The organism is Flagellimonas lutimaris (assembly GCF_051494225.1).
Taxonomy (GTDB): domain Bacteria; phylum Bacteroidota; class Bacteroidia; order Flavobacteriales; family Flavobacteriaceae; genus Flagellimonas; species Flagellimonas lutimaris_A.
Window position 1 is genome coordinate 77574 of the sequence record NZ_JBNPYE010000012.1, and the last position, 16728, is coordinate 94301.

17 protein-coding genes are annotated in these 16728 nt (G+C 40.2%); 7 read left to right on the plus strand and 10 right to left on the minus strand.

Annotated elements, in window-relative coordinates; translation table 11 throughout:
• Positions 1-23: 23 nt before the first annotated feature.
• Positions 24-395, minus strand: coding sequence for an RNA-binding S4 domain-containing protein (locus ACQQ5U_RS17680; RefSeq protein ID WP_437399573.1), 372 nt, complete (start codon positions 393-395; stop codon positions 24-26).
• Positions 396-473: 78 nt separating this feature from the next.
• On the opposite strand from ACQQ5U_RS17680, the gene ACQQ5U_RS17685 reads away from it, so the two are divergent.
• Entirely contained in the window at positions 474-1421 is a 948-nt protein-coding gene (locus tag ACQQ5U_RS17685; protein WP_437399574.1) for an FKBP-type peptidyl-prolyl cis-trans isomerase, read from the plus strand.
• Positions 1422-1494: 73 nt separating this feature from the next.
• On the opposite strand, the gene ACQQ5U_RS17690 is transcribed toward ACQQ5U_RS17685, so the two are convergent.
• Genes ACQQ5U_RS17690 through ACQQ5U_RS17700 form a run of 3 tightly spaced genes read right to left on the minus strand, consistent with a single transcriptional unit; the run spans position 1495 to position 3974 of the window.
• Positions 1495-2106, minus strand: coding sequence for an outer membrane beta-barrel protein (locus ACQQ5U_RS17690; protein ID WP_437399576.1), 612 nt, complete (start codon positions 2104-2106; stop codon positions 1495-1497).
• Between the two features lie 52 nt (positions 2107-2158).
• Positions 2159-3112, minus strand: coding sequence for a transketolase family protein (locus ACQQ5U_RS17695; RefSeq protein ID WP_437399577.1), 954 nt, complete (start codon positions 3110-3112; stop codon positions 2159-2161).
• Positions 3113-3128: 16 nt separating this feature from the next.
• A complete protein-coding gene (locus ACQQ5U_RS17700) occupies positions 3129-3974 on the minus strand; it encodes a transketolase (protein WP_437399578.1) in 846 nt (281 codons plus the stop codon).
• Between the two features lie 156 nt (positions 3975-4130).
• On the opposite strand from ACQQ5U_RS17700, the gene tgt reads away from it, so the two are divergent.
• From tgt to ACQQ5U_RS17725, 5 genes are all read left to right on the plus strand, one after another.
• Positions 4131-5261 (plus strand): tRNA guanosine(34) transglycosylase Tgt, encoded by a 1131-nt coding sequence (gene tgt, locus ACQQ5U_RS17705; protein WP_437399579.1) that lies wholly within the window; start codon positions 4131-4133, stop codon positions 5259-5261.
• Complete coding sequence (locus ACQQ5U_RS17710) at positions 5261-6343, plus strand: LptF/LptG family permease (RefSeq protein WP_437399581.1); 1083 nt, start codon at positions 5261-5263, stop codon at positions 6341-6343. The genes tgt and ACQQ5U_RS17710 overlap by 1 nt, the downstream gene beginning before the upstream one ends.
• Positions 6344-6457: 114 nt before the next feature.
• On the plus strand, positions 6458-7411 hold the full coding sequence (locus tag ACQQ5U_RS17715; protein ID WP_437399582.1) for an acetyl-CoA carboxylase carboxyltransferase subunit alpha: 954 nt from the start codon (positions 6458-6460) through the stop codon (positions 7409-7411).
• 167 nt (positions 7412-7578) lie between these two features.
• Positions 7579-9126, plus strand: coding sequence for a replicative DNA helicase (dnaB, locus tag ACQQ5U_RS17720; protein ID WP_437399584.1), 1548 nt, complete (start codon positions 7579-7581; stop codon positions 9124-9126).
• On the plus strand, positions 9104-10417 hold the full coding sequence (locus ACQQ5U_RS17725; protein ID WP_437399586.1) for an asparagine synthetase B: 1314 nt from the start codon (positions 9104-9106) through the stop codon (positions 10415-10417). Before dnaB ends, ACQQ5U_RS17725 begins: the two co-directional genes overlap by 23 nt.
• Here ACQQ5U_RS17725 and ACQQ5U_RS17730 read toward each other — a convergent pair.
• Positions 10414-11301 (minus strand): dienelactone hydrolase family protein, encoded by an 888-nt coding sequence (locus ACQQ5U_RS17730; RefSeq protein WP_437399587.1) that lies wholly within the window; start codon positions 11299-11301, stop codon positions 10414-10416. The genes ACQQ5U_RS17725 and ACQQ5U_RS17730 overlap by 4 nt on opposite strands.
• An 85-nt stretch (positions 11302-11386) precedes the next feature.
• On the minus strand, positions 11387-12178 hold the full coding sequence (locus ACQQ5U_RS17735; protein ID WP_437399589.1) for an HAD family hydrolase: 792 nt from the start codon (positions 12176-12178) through the stop codon (positions 11387-11389).
• Positions 12179-12275: 97 nt separating this feature from the next.
• Here ACQQ5U_RS17735 and ACQQ5U_RS17740 point away from each other — a divergent pair, with 97 nt between their 5' ends.
• Positions 12276-12698 carry a secondary thiamine-phosphate synthase enzyme YjbQ gene (locus ACQQ5U_RS17740; protein ID WP_437399590.1) on the plus strand — a complete coding sequence of 141 codons (423 nt, stop codon included), beginning with the start codon at positions 12276-12278 and terminating at the stop codon, positions 12696-12698.
• Positions 12699-12816: 118 nt separating this feature from the next.
• Here ACQQ5U_RS17740 and rplT read toward each other — a convergent pair whose 3' ends face one another.
• The 4 genes from rplT to thrS all read right to left on the minus strand — a co-directional run bounded on the left by rplT (position 12817) and on the right by thrS (position 16026).
• The gene (gene rplT / locus ACQQ5U_RS17745) at positions 12817-13161 is read right to left on the minus strand and encodes a 50S ribosomal protein L20 (protein WP_014033571.1); all 345 of its coding nucleotides are present in this window, start codon (positions 13159-13161) and stop codon (positions 12817-12819) included.
• 90 nt (positions 13162-13251) lie between these two features.
• On the minus strand, positions 13252-13449 hold the full coding sequence (rpmI, locus tag ACQQ5U_RS17750; RefSeq protein ID WP_292968701.1) for a 50S ribosomal protein L35: 198 nt from the start codon (positions 13447-13449) through the stop codon (positions 13252-13254).
• A 48-nt stretch (positions 13450-13497) separates the two neighbouring features.
• Positions 13498-14049, minus strand: a complete 552-nt coding sequence (gene infC / locus ACQQ5U_RS17755; protein WP_437399600.1) for a translation initiation factor IF-3 — start codon at positions 14047-14049, stop codon at positions 13498-13500.
• 36 nt (positions 14050-14085) lie between these two features.
• Positions 14086-16026: a threonine--tRNA ligase gene (thrS, locus tag ACQQ5U_RS17760; protein WP_437399593.1), complete on the minus strand. Its 1941-nt coding sequence runs from the start codon at positions 16024-16026 to the stop codon at positions 14086-14088.
• Positions 16027-16728: the final 702 nt, after the last annotated feature.

The window sequence follows — 16728 nt, forward strand, 5'->3', positions numbered from 1 at the left end:
TGGGTTAAAGATATAAAAACAGTTTATTCCGGTTCGTCGATAAATTCGTCCAAATCTCGACGATCTTTTTTCGTAGGACGCCCCAAACCTTTTTTTCGGTAGTGCTTTTTGGCATATTGTAGCAATTCATTGTGTTCAAAGGCTTCTTTTGGAGTGGTGTCTTTACGGTAAATATCCACCAATTTGGCTCCAACCCGGCTTTCTGGAACGTCCAAAACCGTAAGTTGATAATCAATCTGGTTTTTACGAACAACAATTTTATCCATTGGGAATACATCTCTGGAAGGTTTAACGGCACTTCCATTGATTTTTACATGCCCCTTTTTTACTGCATTGGACGCAATGCTTCGAGTTTTAAAGTATCTAACGCACCAAAGGTACTTGTCTATTCGCATGGTCTTCGCAATTCTTTGTTAATGGACAAAGCAAAAATAACGGAAAATTGTATCTTGCGCGCCTAAATATCAGACTTGATGAAGTACCGAGTTTTATTTTTTTTATGTTTTGCAGCCACACTCTTATCGTGTAACAAAGATGATGGTAATGATGTCATTGAGGTGCCACCAAGCTTATTGAGTGATGTTTCTCCAGAAGATGATGCTACCATCAAGGAGTTTTTGAATACCCATTTTTATAATTATGATGACTTTACAACTCCTCCAGAAGGTTTCGATTATAAAATAGTTATCGATACCATTGCTGGCGATAATGCAGATAAGAGACCTATGATGGAAGATGCTGTGGCTGTAACCTTAAATGTTTCATCAGGGCAATTAGGTTTGAGTTCAGAAGAGGAAAATATTCCACATACCTATTACTATATTGAAGTAATGGAAGGAGGTGGAGGTAGTCCAACCTATGCGGATTCCACTTTGGTAAGATATCAGGGCTCAGCATTGGACGGTACTTTGTTTGATGAAAGCCAAGATTTTATTTGGCAGGAACTACCTACTACATACAGGGGGTACGGAGATGGAATTTCCAACATGAATGCGGGAACCCCAGGTCAGGTGGTAGAAAATGCAGATGGTACCTACGAAATTTTGGATAGGGGTATGGCAATTATTGTGATGCCTTCTGGTTTGGCGGCATTTAATAGATCAGTAGGCGCTGCTGGCACTTATGCGCCTGTACTTTTTAAGGTAGAATTAGGATTGTTTGTGGAAGATACCGATAGTGACAATGATGGAATTCCATCGATTATGGAGGACTTGAACAATAATAGATACTTGCTTGATGACAATACAAATCTGGATGAAGAAAGATTTAATCCAGCACCTAATTTCCGTGATCCGGATGATGATGGCGATGGAGTTTCAACGCGAAAAGAGATATCCGATGACAACGGCAACATAATTTCTCCTTACCCAGATGCGGATGGAGATGGCGTTCCGGATTATTTGGACCCAGATTCCAACTAGAAAAGTATATAAAATATAAAAAGCCCAGCTGGCATTCCAGCTGGGCTTTTTTATGTGTTCAAACAAACGGTTGTTATAGTTTAAGCGATGCCGCAAAAATAATTTGCGAAGGCCTTGAATCAACCCTACCAGAAATATCAGTAACGTTTGCTCCGATAAATTCGGCCTCGTTCTTAGAGAAGCCTCTTTCATAACGTACATCCAATCCTAATTTGCCCAAATTAACTCCAATACCAGTATTAAGACCCACGGTAAAGTCGTTCTCTACATCTTCTACTTCTAGATCTCCTAAATCATTTTTAAGTGTGTATTGAAAAGCAGGACCTGCAAAAATATGCAAGGGGCCAATCAATTTATAGCCTAAAAGCACGGGCATGTCCAATTTGGAAATATCGTAATCTTGGGAATCACCATCTACATCATACGAACTCTTTGTTTTGGAATATACCAACTCTGGTCTTAGGTAAATCTTTGGAAAATCCAATTTCCCCCAAAAACCGAAGTGGTAACCTGTTTTTCCTTCGGCTCCATCGACAATATCTTGTCCTCCATCACCAACAGAACTGATTAAATCACCGTTCTTGTTGTAAGATAAACCGGCCTTGATACCAAATCCTGAACCACTCTGGGCCATAACGGCTGATCCAAATAAGGCAAATACCGCTACTAAAAAAGTTTTTTTCATAAGTGTTGTTTTAATAGATTGAAAAATATTCCATAGGAATATCTTATTGAAACTATTTTCGCTTCAACACCTTTAAAACGGCAGCTTCTATGGCTTTATTGTTCAAACCGTACTTCTCCATAAGTTGATCGGGGGTTCCACTTTCACCAAAAGTATCCTGTGTGGCCACAAACTCTTGAGGTGCAGGATGGTGGCTAGCCAATACTCTTGCAACACTTTCTCCAAGTCCTCCCAAATAGTTGTGCTCCTCAGCGGTTACTACACAGCCTGTTTTCTTAACTGAATCCAAAATTGCCTTATCGTCCAAAGGTTTTATGGTGTGTATGTTGATTACTTCTGCAGAAATTCCTTGGTTTTCCAAACTCTCGGCAGCAAGTAATGCTTGCCATACCAAATGTCCTGTAGCAATAATGGTAACGTCGGCACCTTCATTAAGCATAAGGGCTTTACCGATTTCAAATTTTTGGTCTACAGGGGTAAAGTTCGCTACTTTTGGTCTTCCAAAACGAAGATACACAGGACCATGGTGCTCGGCAATGGCAATGGTAGCGGCTTTTGTTTGGTTAAAATCACATGGATTGATAACTGTCATTCCAGGTAGCATCTTCATCAAACCAATGTCTTCTAAAATTTGGTGTGTTGCACCGTCTTCACCTAAGGTCAGACCAGCATGGGAAGCACATATTTTGACGTTTTTATCGGAATATGCAATGGATTGACGGATTTGGTCATACACACGGCCCGTCGCAAAGTTTGCAAAGGTAGAGGCAAAAGGGATTTTTCCGCCAATGGTCAAACCAGCGGCGATGCCCATCATATTGGCTTCTGCTATACCTGTTTGAAAGAAACGTTCTGGACTTTCTTTAATAAAAGTCTCAATCTTAAGCGACCCTACCAAATCAGCACAAAGTGCCACTACGTTTGGATTGGTTCTTCCCAGTTCCGTCATTCCCGCACCGTATCCGCTTCGGGTATCTTGTTTTCCTTGATCTGTATATTTAGTCATTGTGTCTTTTTAAAAATTAGTAATCGCCTAAGGTTTCTGGATTTTGTTCCAATGCGGTAGCCAATTGTTCATCGCTTGGCGCTTTACCGTGCCATGCATGGGTATGCATCATAAAATCGACACCATTCCCCATTTCGGTTTTCATAACAATACATACCGGTTTTCCTTTTCCAGTCCTGCTCTTGGCTTCGTTCAAGCCAGCAATTACTTGTTCAAGATCGTTTCCGTTTTCAATTTCCAAAACATCCCATCCGAATACCTTGAATTTCTCACCAACATCACCCAAGGGAAGAACATCTTTGGTAGCACCATCAATCTGTTGCCCATTGCGGTCTACCGTGGCGATTAAATTATCCACTTTGTTACCTGCAGCATACATAATGGCCTCCCAGTTCTGGCCTTCTTGCAATTCACCATCACCATGCAAACTGAATACCAAGTGATCATCACCGTTCAGTTTCTTGGCAAGTGCGGCTCCTATGGCAACGGACATTCCTTGCCCCAATGACCCAGAAGCTACCCGAACGCCTGGCAATCCTTCATGGGTTGTAGGGTGACCCTGCAATCTGGAGTCAATAAGTCTAAAGGTGTTCAACTCTTCAATGGGGAAATAACCCCTTCGGGCTAAAACACTATAAAAAACTGGAGAAATATGCCCATTGGAAAGGAAGAAGAGGTCTTCTCCGATTCCATCCATATCAAACCCATCTTTTAAATCCATTACCTCGTTATAAAGTGCTACTAAAAACTCAGTACAGCCCAAAGAACCCCCTGGATGCCCCGAATTTACCTTATGGACCATTCGTAAAATGTCCCTTCTTACCTGTACTGCCAGGTCCTGTAATTCTTGCGTGTTCGGCATTGTGCTTTTAATTTAGGATTCAAATGTAATTGCATTATTCGTGGAAAACAAGTGTAAAATATACACATATTAAATATCTTATGCTCAGAAACTTTATTTTTTTGTTAAGGAACAACCATACTGAGTTAGTTATATTTGCGGTTCTAAAACTAACAATTGGATTTTACCTTAATACAAAAGGATAGCAAAACTAAGGCTAGAGCAGGGGAATTGACCACTGATCATGGTACTATTGATACTCCCATATTTATGCCTGTGGGCACCGTTGCCTCGGTAAAGGGTGTTCACCAACGAGAATTAAAGGATGAAATTAATCCTGATATAATTTTAGGAAATACATACCATCTTTATTTAAGACCGAAAACTGGTATTTTACAAGAAGCCGGTGGGCTCCATAAATTTATGGGGTGGGATAGACCAATTTTAACCGACAGCGGTGGGTATCAAGTTTATTCATTGTCCGACAATAGAAAGATAAAGGAGGAGGGTGTAAAGTTCAAATCCCATATTGATGGATCTCGTCATCTTTTTACCCCTGAAAATGTTATGGAAATACAGCGTACCATTGGAGCGGATATTATTATGGCTTTTGATGAGTGTACACCTTATCCGTGTGACTACCAATATGCCAAACGCTCCATGCACATGACGCACAGGTGGCTGGATAGGTGCATCAATCATTTGGAAAAGCTACCTTATACTTATGATTATTCTCAAAGTTTTTTTCCTATTGTACAAGGTTCAACCTACAAAGATTTAAGGAAACAGTCTGCTGAATATATTGCTTCTGTTGAAGCGGAAGGTAATGCGATTGGGGGACTTTCGGTTGGGGAACCTGCTGAAGAAATGTACGAAATGGCGGAGTTGGTATGCGATATTCTCCCGGAAGACAAACCGAGATACCTTATGGGTGTTGGTACTCCAATCAATATTTTGGAAAATATTGCGTTGGGTGTAGATATGTTCGATTGTGTGATGCCTACCCGTAATGCCCGAAATGGTATGTTGTTTACGGCTCATGGAACCATCAACATCAAAAACAAAAAATGGGAAAACGATTTTTCGCCTTTGGATGAAATGGGAATCACGTTTGTGGACACCGAGTATTCTAAGGCCTATCTTCGCCATTTGTTTGCTGCCAATGAATATTTGGGTAAGCAAATTGCCACCATTCACAACCTTGGTTTTTATTTGTGGTTGGTGCGTACGGCAAGAGAACGTATTTTAGCTGGAGATTTTTTGGAGTGGAAAACCAAGATGGTTAACCAAATGGATAAAAGATTATAATGTTCACCATACTCGATAAATACATCCTAAAACGCTACCTGATTACCTTTATGGGGATGCTCTTGCTTTTTGTCCCTATCGGTATCATGGCGAACTTGGCGGAGAAAATCGGGAAGATCATCGACAATGAGGCGCCCTTGTCCGAGGTGATTGTGTTCTATGGCAACTTTACCTTGGTAATCGGGAATTTATTGCTGCCCATTTTCCTTTTCCTATCGATTATATTTTTTACTTCAAAACTGGCCAGTAACACGGAGATTGTGGCCATTTTAAGTTCAGGGGTATCTTTTGGGCGTTTTTTAAGACCCTATTTTGTAGGAGCCACTTTGGTCGCCATTCTTATTTTTATGATGGGAATGTTTATAGTGCCCCATGCCAGTATCGGTTTTAACGAGTTTGAGTACAAATACTTTAAAAAAGGGAAAAGGGATAGGGTAACCGAGAATATCTTCAATCAATTAAATGAACAAGACTACATCTACGTGAGTAGTTTTGACCCTAACCGTCAGATTGGTTACAATTTTACCTATGAACATTTCGATACCATTGGAAACTTGGAGTATAAAATTTCTGCAAGTAATATTAGATGGGTGGAAAAGGACAGTATGTATAGATTGACCAACTATAAAAAACGGGAAGTTAGAAATGAAACTGAGTACATTAACGCTAAACGGCGATTGGATACGGTATTCTCTTTTCAGATAGATGACCTAACCCCGGTTTCCTATGTTGCTGAGACCAAAAACCTTTTTGAGCTGAACGATTTTATTGATGACCAGCGAAGAAAAGGGGCATCCAACATCAATGCCTACGTTTTGGTAAAGTATAAGCGATGGGCACTGCCTATTGCCGCGTTTATCCTTACGGTAATTGCCGTTGCTGTGTCCTCCGTAAAACGCCGAGGTGGTATGGGACTTAATTTGGCTTTTGGTATTGGTGTCGCTTTCGTCTACATTTTCTTTGATAAGGTTTTTGGAACATTGGCAGAGCAATCAGGTTTTTCACCCTTGTTGGCTGTTGTGATTCCCAACCTTCTTTTTGGTGTTTTTGCTGTTTACATGCTTATGAAAGCTAAGCGATAATCCGTTAACAATCTTGTATATTGTTGGCGTTAAAAGACTTGTATATTTCATGGGAGTATCCCATAAAGTTATATATTTGTCCCCATTGTTTTTCGTGAAAATAAAAGACTTCCCATGGAATATCTAGATTTTGAACTCCCCATCAAAGAACTTGAAGACCAACTTCAAAAATGTATGGTAATTGGGGAAGAAAGTGATGTAGACGTTACAGAAACGTGCTCTCAAATCGAAAAGAAACTTGATCAAACCCGCAAGGATATCTATAAAAACCTTACCGCTTGGCAAAAAGTCCAGTTGTCAAGGCACCCCAATCGGCCTTATACCATGGATTACATCAATGCCATTTGTGGAGACACCTTTTTGGAGCTTCATGGTGATAGAAATGTAAAAGATGACAAGGCCATGGTGGGCGGGCTTGGTAAAATTGGAGACCAAAGCTATATGTTCATTGGTCAGCAAAAGGGGTATAACACCAAAACACGCCAGTATCGTAATTTTGGCATGGCAAATCCGGAAGGATACCGAAAAGCACTTCGATTGATGAAATCCGCCGAAAAATTTAAGATACCTGTTGTATGTTTTATAGATACTCCTGGAGCTTATCCCGGTATTGAAGCTGAGGAGAGAGGACAAGGAGAGGCCATTGCCCGTAATATTTTGGAAATGACACGCCTTAAAGTTCCGATTATTGTTGTTATCATCGGAGAAGGAGCTTCTGGAGGTGCTTTGGGCATTGGTGTTGGAGACAAGGTTCTTATGTTGGAGAACACTTGGTACTCCGTAATATCCCCAGAATCCTGTTCGTCTATCCTTTGGAGAAGTTGGGAATACAAGGAGCAAGCGGCCGATGCATTGAAATTGACCGCTACCGATATGAAAAAGCAGAAGTTGGTCGATGAGATTGTAAAAGAACCTTTGGGTGGAGCACATTCCAATAGGGAAAAAACATTTGAAACGGTCGCAAACAAAATTTCTTCCCATTTCGAAGAACTCAAAAAGTTATCACCAAAAGAATTGGTGAAAACACGCATGGAAAAATATGCGGAAATGGGAGTTTTCAGCGAATAAATCTTGTTTTTCAAGGCTTCACCTTTTTCATTAGGTTATATCCTTGATTTTTTTTATGTTATTAACAGGTATTTGAAGTTATCAACATTTGAATTGTTAAGTACCTGTGGAAATCGTATCTGTCTAAATTAAAGTTAACTAAAGGTTAATTAGCTACTTTCGTATTCATGGAAAAACCTAGCCCCATCGTAGGACATCGTGTGGAAAAATCCACCCTTATCAATCTAGAGAGAGGTAAAATACCGCCTCAAGCTGTTGATTTAGAGGAAGTTGTGTTAGGTGCTATGATGATTGACAAGAAAGGGGTGGATGAAGTAATTGATATTCTTCATCCTGATGTTTTCTACAAAGATTCCCATAAACATATTTACGAGGCCATCTTCAATTTGTTTGAAACTTCCGAACCAGTGGATTTATTAACGGTTTCGTCGCAATTAAAGAAAGATGGTAAGCTGGAAGCGGTCGGAGGTGATTTTTATTTGATAAAACTCACTCAAAAAGTAGCGTCATCAGCGCATATTGAGTTTCATGCAAGAATCATTCTTCAGAAATATATTCAAAGAAGCCTCATCAAAATATCCAACGATATAATTGAGGAAGCCTATAGTGATGCGACCGATGTCTTTGATCTTTTGGACAATGCAGAGGCGAAATTGTACGAGGTTACGCAAGGTAACTTAAAACGTTCCGCTGAAACAGCACAGAATTTGGTGATTCAGGCCAAGAAAAGGATCGAAGAAATTTCGAATAAAGAGGGCTTGAGTGGAATTCCATCAGGCTTCGATAAGTTGGACAAGCTGACCTCAGGTTGGCAACCCAGTGATTTAATTATTGTTGCGGCAAGACCGGGTATGGGTAAAACGGCACTCACACTATCCATGGCGCGCAACATTGCGGTTAACTCAGAAATTCCAGTGGCTTTCTTCTCTTTGGAGATGTCATCCGTACAGTTGATTACCCGTTTAATTTCTTCCGAAACGGGCTTATCCTCCGAAAAACTGAGGACCGGTAAGCTTGAAAAACACGAGTGGGAGCAGTTGAACGTTAAAGTGAAAACTTTGGAAAAAGCACCATTGTTTATTGATGATACCCCATCACTTTCTATTTTCGACCTGCGAGCCAAAGCAAGGCGATTGGCTTCACAACATGGTATTAGGCTCATTATTATTGATTATTTGCAGTTGATGACCGCTGGAGGAAGTCAAAAAGGAGGTAACCGTGAACAAGAGATTTCAACGATTTCAAGAAACTTAAAGGCACTGGCCAAGGAATTAAATGTTCCCGTAATTGCCCTTTCCCAGTTATCCAGGGCCGTGGAGACCCGTGGAGGTAGCAAGCGACCTATCCTTTCGGATTTGAGGGAATCTGGGGCGATTGAGCAGGATGCGGATATTGTATCCTTCATTTATAGGCCGGAATATTATAAAATTGACGAGTGGGACGATGAAGAGCGTACCCCCACACAAGGTCAAGCAGAATTTATTGTAGCCAAGCACCGTAATGGAGGTTTAGAAAATATTAGGTTAAAATTTGTGGGCGCTCTGGGTAAATTTGATAACTTGGATGACTTTGATTCCCCATTCGAATTCCAATCGAAGATGAATGCGGACGAAGAGAATCCCTTTGCAACACCAAACCTTCCCAGTGCGGATGATGCTTTTGGTAGTTCAATGAACAGTGATGATGGCCCAGATGATAACGACGTACCTTTCTAAAATAATAACTTTCCTGTCACCTCGAGCGCAGTCCAGAGGTGTACTTTTAGCATTCTTTTTACTACTTACATTTCAATCTTTTGCTTCCGTTATCCTTATTCCTATGGATGAGGAGGGGCAAGAAAATCATTTAAAAGCATACGGGATTACCTATTGGGTACTTGCGAAACAGCAAAAAGTGCAATGGTTGCTCAACTATCGAGGCGGTTCTTTTATGTTGCCCGATGGTGAAGCCATCCGAAAAGAATGTCAAATTCGAGGCGTTTCATTTGAGGTCCTTTCTGATGGTCAGGCAGCACAAATTTTGGACGATATAAGTAGTCCCTCCCAAAATCAAGATGCAGTTATTTTGGAAAAAGCACCAAAAATTGCGGTGTATTCCCCAGAGGGGAACCAGCCATGGGACGATGCCGTTACCATGGTGCTCACCTATGCCGAAATACCATACACCACTATTTATGATACTGAGGTATTAGGAGATAAATTGGCACTATATGATTGGTTGCACCTGCACCACGAAGATTTCACGGGGCAGTATGGACGCTTTTATGGCCATTATCGAGCGGCCCCATGGTATATAGAAGACAAAGCCAAAGCCGAGGAATTGGCCCAAAGTTTGGGGTATGCCAAAGTATCCGACGAAAAATTGGCCGTTGCCCTTAAAATTAGAAACTATGTGATTGGTGGAGGTTTTATGTTTGCCATGTGCTCTGCCACCGATAGTTTTGATATTGCCTTAGCGGCAGAAGAAGTTGATATTTGCGAACCTATGTTCGATGGAGACCCTTCGGACGCTAACTATCAGGCTAAATTGGATTTTAGCAACACTTTTGCGTTTACCAATTTTACCTTGGAGCGAAACCCAATTCGATATGAGTTTTCTTCTATTGACATGACCAATAAAAGGGCAAATGTTCCTAAAGAGTCCGATTACTTTTCATTAATGGAATTTTCTGCCAAATGGGACCCGGTGCCCACTATGTTGACACAAAATCATACCAGTTTGGTGAAAGGTTTTATGGGGCAGACCACAGCATACACACGAAGTCAGGTCAAGCCAACGGTTATGATTCTAGGTGAGAATAAAATCAATGGAGAGGCAAGATACATCCATGGTATTAAAGGAAAAGGATTCTTTACTTTTTATGGAGGTCATGACCCAGAAGATTACCAGCATAGGGTAGGGGACCCCAAAACGGAACTGGAACTACATCCAACCTCACCTGGGTATCGATTAATTTTGAACAACGTCTTGTTTCCTGCTGCCCGAAAAAAGAAACAGAAGACCTAACTCAAGTGTTCTTTAAAGAATTCGATGGTTCTTTTCCAAGCCAAATCGGCTGAAGTTTCATCAAAACGTGGGGTGGTATTGTTGTGGAACCCGTGGTTGACATCGGGATAAAAATGGACCTCATAGTCTTTGTCCAATTCTTTTAGTTTGGTTTCATAATCTTCCCACCCGGAATTCACTCTTTCATCCAATCCCGCATAATGAATCAATAAAGGTGCATTGATCTGTGCTACTTCATCATCCGCAGGTTGACTTCCATAAAATGGAACCGCTGCGGCCAAATCGGAAACTCTTACGGCCATCATATTGGAAATCCATCCACCGAAACAAAAACCGACTACCCCAACCTTTCCATTACAATCCTCATGGTTTTTGAGATACTCATAGGCGGCGATAAAATCTTCCAGCATTTCATTACGGTCTCGTTGCCGTTGAAGTGTTCTACCATCATCATCATTGCCGGGATAACCACCAAGTGGCGTAAGGGCATCGGGTGCCAAGGAAATAAATCCAGCTTTAGCAGCTCTTCTTCCTACGTCTTCAATATAAGGATTGAGTCCACGATTTTCATGTACTACAACAACTCCTCCAATTTTACCTTTGCTATCTTTTGGTTTAGATAACAATCCTTTGATATCACCACCGCCTTTTGGAGAATTATAGGTAATGAACTTAGAATCCAATCCTGGGTCGTTGGGAGATACAGTGAGTGTGTCTTTGTAGTTGGGCATTACAAAGCTCATCAAAGAAGCGATTGTAATACCACCAACTGCGTAAACCGAAAGTTTTTCCATAAATTCCCTACGACTCAACTGGTTGTGTGCATATTTATCGTAGAGATCAAAGACTTCTTGTTTGATCTGTTCTTTCTTTAGAGGTGCCATAGCGTTGCTTTTGTGGTTTGTCCTTTAAGGTACAAATTTTACAAAAGCAAATCACTTTAGGGGGAGTAGGTCAATAAATTGATTGCTAAAGCAACTTTTCCAAAATTCGCTCTACACCAAAGTCATCATTGCTGTGAGTAGTATATTTGGCGGTCTTTAAAACATTGGGGTGTGCATTGGCCATAGCGAAGCTGTAATCGGATAGTTCCAACATTTCTAGGTCGTTGTTGTAATCTCCAAAGACCATGATTTCGTGGGAAGCGATTTGGAATTCGTCCATCACTTTTTTGAGTGCGTAACCCTTATGGGCATTCAAATCGGAAACATCTACCCAATTGGTTCCAGAAACCTTTACTTTAAGGTCACCTTCCAAATGTTTCACATTGGGATAAATGTGCTTTTCGGAGTTTTCGAAATGATAGATAGCTATTTTGAGTACTTCCTCGTTAACCTGTTTTTGATCCTCTACAATTTCAAACTCGGAATAGTATTCACGAAGCATTTCCAAGAATTCGTTGGAGTCACCTCCAACATAAGCATTGTTTTGACAACAAAGCACTGGATGTACATTTTCCAATGGTCGTACGGTATCAAGAATTCGATTGACTTCAGACTTATTTATGGGAGTGGTAAGTAAGGTTTCCTCTTGCTTTTTGATTAAGGCACCATTTTCTGCAATGACCAAGATCTCATTTTTAATGGACTCCAATTTGTCGACCATACTATGGTATTGTCTTCCACTTGCGGCAACAAAAGCTATATTTTTCTTTTTGAGTTCTTCGTAAATTTCAAAAAACCGGGGGCTTACCTCGTGTTTGGAGTTCAACAAAGTTCCGTCCATATCGGTAACCACCATTTTTATTTGTGATAGGTCCATTGCAACTAATTAAGCTGCAAAGTTATTTGTTAATGACCGAACTGAACCCTTGTTTTGGTAAACTTTATATTAATTTCGGAACAAACAGTTTTTGTGTATGGATTTTTACCAGAAAGAAATACAATTACGATCATATGCTCGAGGGTTTCATTTGATTACCGACACGGTGATTGATGCCATCCCGGAACTTCGAAAAATCAATACGGGGTTTCTTCAGGTTTTTATTAAACATACCTCGGCCAGTTTAACCATAAATGAAAATGCAGACCCAACGGTGCGAACCGATTTTGAGAGTCACATCAATACCATGGTACCCGAAAATGCACCCTATTATGTACACAATTATGAAGGTGCGGACGATATGCCAGCTCATATCAAAGCCTCTTTGATGGGAGCTTCGGTACAAGTGCCCATAACCCAGGGCAGATTAAATATGGGAATTTGGCAGGGAATTTATTTATGCGAACATCGAAACCATGCTTCGGGCAGAAAGTTGGTGATTACGGCTTATGGACAATAGGGGTAGGGTTGTCAATTTAAGGGCAGTATAGAACAAACTGTGTACGGAAAAGCCGTAAAATAAAAGATCCCGCACAAGGCGGGATCTAAATAAGCGGGGTAAGTTTATATTAACTTTTTTATTTTACTTTCTCAACAATGGCTTTAAAAGCATCGGGATGGTTCATGGCCAAATCGGCAAGAACTTTTCTGTTAAGTTCAATTCCATTGGCTTTCACCTTACCCATAAATTGAGAGTAAGACATTCCGTGCATTCTGGCACCAGCATTAATACGGGTAATCCATAGGGAACGGAAAGTACGCTTTTTGTTTCTTCTATCGCGGTAAGCATAAAGCATTGCTTTTTCTACCGCATTTTTGGCTACTGTCCAAACGTTTTTACGTCTTCCAAAGTAACCTTTGGCTTGCTTCATCACTTTTTTTCTTCTAGCTCTTGAAGCAACTGAATTTACTGATCTTGGCATAATGTGTCATTTTTTTGTAGCAGGCGTCTCAATTATTGAGAACTTTTATGGCCCGACTCCATGGTTAATAAATAATGTACCGGTGAACAATTATTTTAAACGTAATTGTTCTTTGATGTTGTCCTCATCCGATTTGTGAACCAAAGTGGAATGGGTCAACTTTAGCTTACGCTTTTTAGATTTTTTTGTCAAAATGTGACTCTTAAAAGCGTGCTTTCTTTTGATTTTACCAGTTCCTGTAAGCTTAAAACGCTTCTTGGCACTGGATTTTGTTTTCATCTTAGGCATTTTCCTAGTATTTAACTCCGCTTATTATACCGAACCAGGGTTCAGTTTTTATTTTTTGTTTGTCTTGGGCGCAATGAACATGGTCATACGCTTACCTTCTAATTTAGGCATTTGCTCTACCTTTCCAAGCTCTTCGAGTTCTTGGGCTAGTCGGAGCAATAATATTTCGCCTTGATCTTTATAAACGATAGATCGTCCTTTAAAGAATACATAGGCTTTTAGTTTGGCACCATCTTTCAAGAAGTTCTCCGCGTGTCTTTTCTTGAACTCATAATCATGATCGTCCGTTTGTGGACCAAACCTAATTTCCTTTACAACAACTTTACTTGCTTTGGCCTTCATGGCCTTGTCCCGTTTCTTTTGTTCGTAAAGAAATTTTTTATAATCCATGACCTTACAAACCGGAGGTTCGGCATTTGGAGATATTTCAACCAAATCCAACTCCTGTTCGTTGGCTATTTCCCTTGCTTTGGAAATAGGATAAACACCCATTTCAACATTATCGCCGACAAGCCTTACTTCTCGGGCTTTTATTTTCTCATTGATGTTATGAGGGTTTTTATTTTCCCTCCTTGGTTGGGGTCTAAATCTTCTTCTAATTGCTATGACGTAAACTTTTTAATTAAACTTAATTTTTTAGAACGACTTTAAGGTACTATTTATTTCAGTAGTTACCAAGCCCGAAAATGTATCTACGCTCAAACTACCCAAATCCTCACCTCCATGTCTTCTTACAGAAAGGCTGGCAGACTCTTCTTCCTGTTCCCCAACAATGATCATGAAAGGGATTTTTTTGAGTTCTGCCTCACGGATTTTTTTCCCTACCGTCTCGTTCCTGTTATCAATGAGCGCGCGAATTTCGTGATTTTCTAGCGAATTCAAAACTTTTTCAGCATATTTTTCATGTTTCTCGCTGACGGGCAGTACGATAGCTTGTGTTGGAATCAACCACAACGGGAAGTTCCCACCGGTATGCTCCAGTAACAGTGCCACGAATCGTTCCATGCTTCCAAATGGGGCACGGTGAATCATTACTGGTCTGTGCAGTTCGTTGTCGCTTCCTTTGTAGGATAAATCAAAACGTTTAGGAAGATTATAATCTACTTGAATGGTTCCTAACTGCCAGTTTCTTCCGAGGGCATCTTTGATCATAAAATCTAACTTAGGACCATAAAATGCTGCTTCACCGCTTTCAATCACATAGTTCAACCCTTTTTCCTCTGCGGCATCAATGATTGCTTGCTCCGCTTTCTCCCAATCCTCAGTATTTCCTATGTATTTTTCAGGATTGTCCAAGTCTCTTACCGATACCTGCGCTGTAAAATTATCAAAGCCTAAAGAATTCAATACATATAAGGTTAGGTCGATTACATTTTTGAATTCATCGTTAAGTTGTTCCGTTGTACAGAAAATATGGGCATCATCTTGAGTAAACCCTCTTACTCTTGTCAATCCATGCAACTCTCCACTTTGTTCATATCTATATACGGTACCGAATTCAGCATAGCGTTTCGGTAAATCTTTATAACTAAAAGGTTGACTATTGTATATCTCACAGTGGTGAGGACAGTTCATGGGTTTTAGCAAAAACTCTTCATCCTCCTTTGGGGTGTGAATTGGTTGAAAGCTATCCTCTCCATATTTTGCGTAGTGGCCAGAGGTAACGTATAGTTCTTTTTGACCAATATGTGGAGTTACCACCATTTCATAGCCTGCTTTCTTCTGAGCTTTCTTTAAAAACTGTTCCAGCCTTTCCCGAAGCGCAGCACCATTAGGCAGCCATAAAGGAAGACCTTGACCTACCTTTTTTGAGAAAGTAAAGAGTTCCAATTCCTTGCCCAATTTTCTGTGATCCCTTTTCTTGGCCTCTTCCAAAAGATGGAGATATTCCGTTAGTGCCTTTTGTTTTGGGAAGGAGATACCATAAACACGGGTCAACTGTGTATTGTTTTCGTCGCCTCTCCAATAAGCCCCCGCAACACTTAATAGTTTTATTGCCTTTATGATTCCTGTATTGGGAATGTGGCCGCCACGGCATAAATCGGTAAAAGTGCTGTGGTCGCAAAAAGTGATGGTGCCATCATCAAGATTTTCGATGAGCTCTACCTTATATTCATTCCCCTGTTCTTTATAATAAGAAAGGGCGTCCGCTTTGGAAACACTTCTCATGGTATAGTCGTGTTTCCCTCTAGCAATTTCCAGTGCCTTTTTCTCTATTGTCGGAAAATCTTTTTCGGAAATAGTTTCATCTCCAAAATCCACATCATAATAGAATCCATTTTCTATAGCAGGGCCTATGGTCAACTTTATACCAGGATAGAGTTCTTCCAATGCTTGGGCCACAACGTGGGAGGTGGAGTGCCAAAATGCTTTTTTGCCCTCATCATCGTTCCAAGTATAAAGAGTCAATCTGCCATCTTCGGTTAATGGTGTGGAGGTTTCAACCGTAGTATCATTAAATTTTGCAGAAATAACGTTTCTCGCAAGCCCTTCGCTAATACTTTGGGCAATGGAAAAAGGAGTAGTTCCCTTTTCAACTTCTTTTACAGCACCATCTGGCAGTGTGATCTTTATCATGTTGTTTAAACTTCTGTTTTTTTATAATCGAGAGGACAAAGATAATACCTTGTATAGATGCTACAAGACTTACTTTTATATATATACTAATTTTCTACAATAATATAGGTGGGTTCAATTGGTTTTTAGACTGAAGAATAGAAAAAGGGAAGGTGTTTTTGTAATTTTTAAAAAAGTTGTATTTTTATATGTTTCACTTTCAGTGAGTTGAAAGTAAATATGCGGAGGAGTCAAAAAAAGCTCTTGTTTGTTGTTGAAATGATGTTACATTTGCAGCCCGAAAACAACAAAGAGTCTGTTTTTTCGGTGAGTTCATAAGCTTATTGACATACTGTTTTGATGAGTCGACAGGATTGAAAAAAAACACAGAAAAAGCATTGTGTGATCAAAAAAAACATTTTACATTTGCAGCCCGAAAAACACTAAGGTGTTAAACGGAAAAGTTCATGTAAAAGGATTGTTTTTAAGGTTAAGAAAATGTTTTGAAATTTTTTTTCAAAAAAGCTTGCCGATTTAGAAAACAGTTGTACATTTGCACCCGCTTAGCTGATAAGGCAGGGCGTTAACGAGGGGGGATTACTGAGAATAGTGTCCTTTTGAGTTTAAAGAAATAAAGAAGTTCATATACATATTGTAACGACAGCGTAAAGAGAATTATTAAGAACCATTTTGATGCAGGGACTCGGTTTTCCGGGTGTCGGA

Excerpts from the sequence above, each read along its gene's own strand:
- ACQQ5U_RS17680 (WP_437399573.1), bottom strand. The coding sequence starts at position 395 with ATGCGAATAGACAAGTACCTTTGGTGCGTTAGATACTTTAAAACTCGA.
- ACQQ5U_RS17685 (WP_437399574.1), top strand. The coding sequence starts at position 474 with ATGAAGTACCGAGTTTTATTTTTTTTATGTTTTGCAGCCACACTCTTA.
- ACQQ5U_RS17690 (WP_437399576.1), bottom strand. The coding sequence starts at position 2,106 with ATGAAAAAAACTTTTTTAGTAGCGGTATTTGCCTTATTTGGATCAGCC.
- ACQQ5U_RS17695 (WP_437399577.1), bottom strand. The coding sequence starts at position 3,112 with ATGACTAAATATACAGATCAAGGAAAACAAGATACCCGAAGCGGATAC.
- ACQQ5U_RS17700 (WP_437399578.1), bottom strand. The coding sequence starts at position 3,974 with ATGCCGAACACGCAAGAATTACAGGACCTGGCAGTACAGGTAAGAAGG.
- ACQQ5U_RS17710 (WP_437399581.1), top strand. The coding sequence starts at position 5,261 with ATGTTCACCATACTCGATAAATACATCCTAAAACGCTACCTGATTACC.
- ACQQ5U_RS17715 (WP_437399582.1), top strand. The coding sequence starts at position 6,458 with ATGGAATATCTAGATTTTGAACTCCCCATCAAAGAACTTGAAGACCAA.
- dnaB (WP_437399584.1), top strand. The coding sequence starts at position 7,579 with ATGGAAAAACCTAGCCCCATCGTAGGACATCGTGTGGAAAAATCCACC.
- ACQQ5U_RS17725 (WP_437399586.1), top strand. The coding sequence starts at position 9,104 with ATGATAACGACGTACCTTTCTAAAATAATAACTTTCCTGTCACCTCGA.
- ACQQ5U_RS17730 (WP_437399587.1), bottom strand. The coding sequence starts at position 11,301 with ATGGCACCTCTAAAGAAAGAACAGATCAAACAAGAAGTCTTTGATCTC.
- ACQQ5U_RS17735 (WP_437399589.1), bottom strand. The coding sequence starts at position 12,178 with ATGGACCTATCACAAATAAAAATGGTGGTTACCGATATGGACGGAACT.
- ACQQ5U_RS17740 (WP_437399590.1), top strand. The coding sequence starts at position 12,276 with ATGGATTTTTACCAGAAAGAAATACAATTACGATCATATGCTCGAGGG.
- rplT (WP_014033571.1), bottom strand. The coding sequence starts at position 13,161 with ATGCCAAGATCAGTAAATTCAGTTGCTTCAAGAGCTAGAAGAAAAAAA.
- rpmI (WP_292968701.1), bottom strand. The coding sequence starts at position 13,449 with ATGCCTAAGATGAAAACAAAATCCAGTGCCAAGAAGCGTTTTAAGCTT.
- thrS (WP_437399593.1), bottom strand. The coding sequence starts at position 16,026 with ATGATAAAGATCACACTGCCAGATGGTGCTGTAAAAGAAGTTGAAAAG.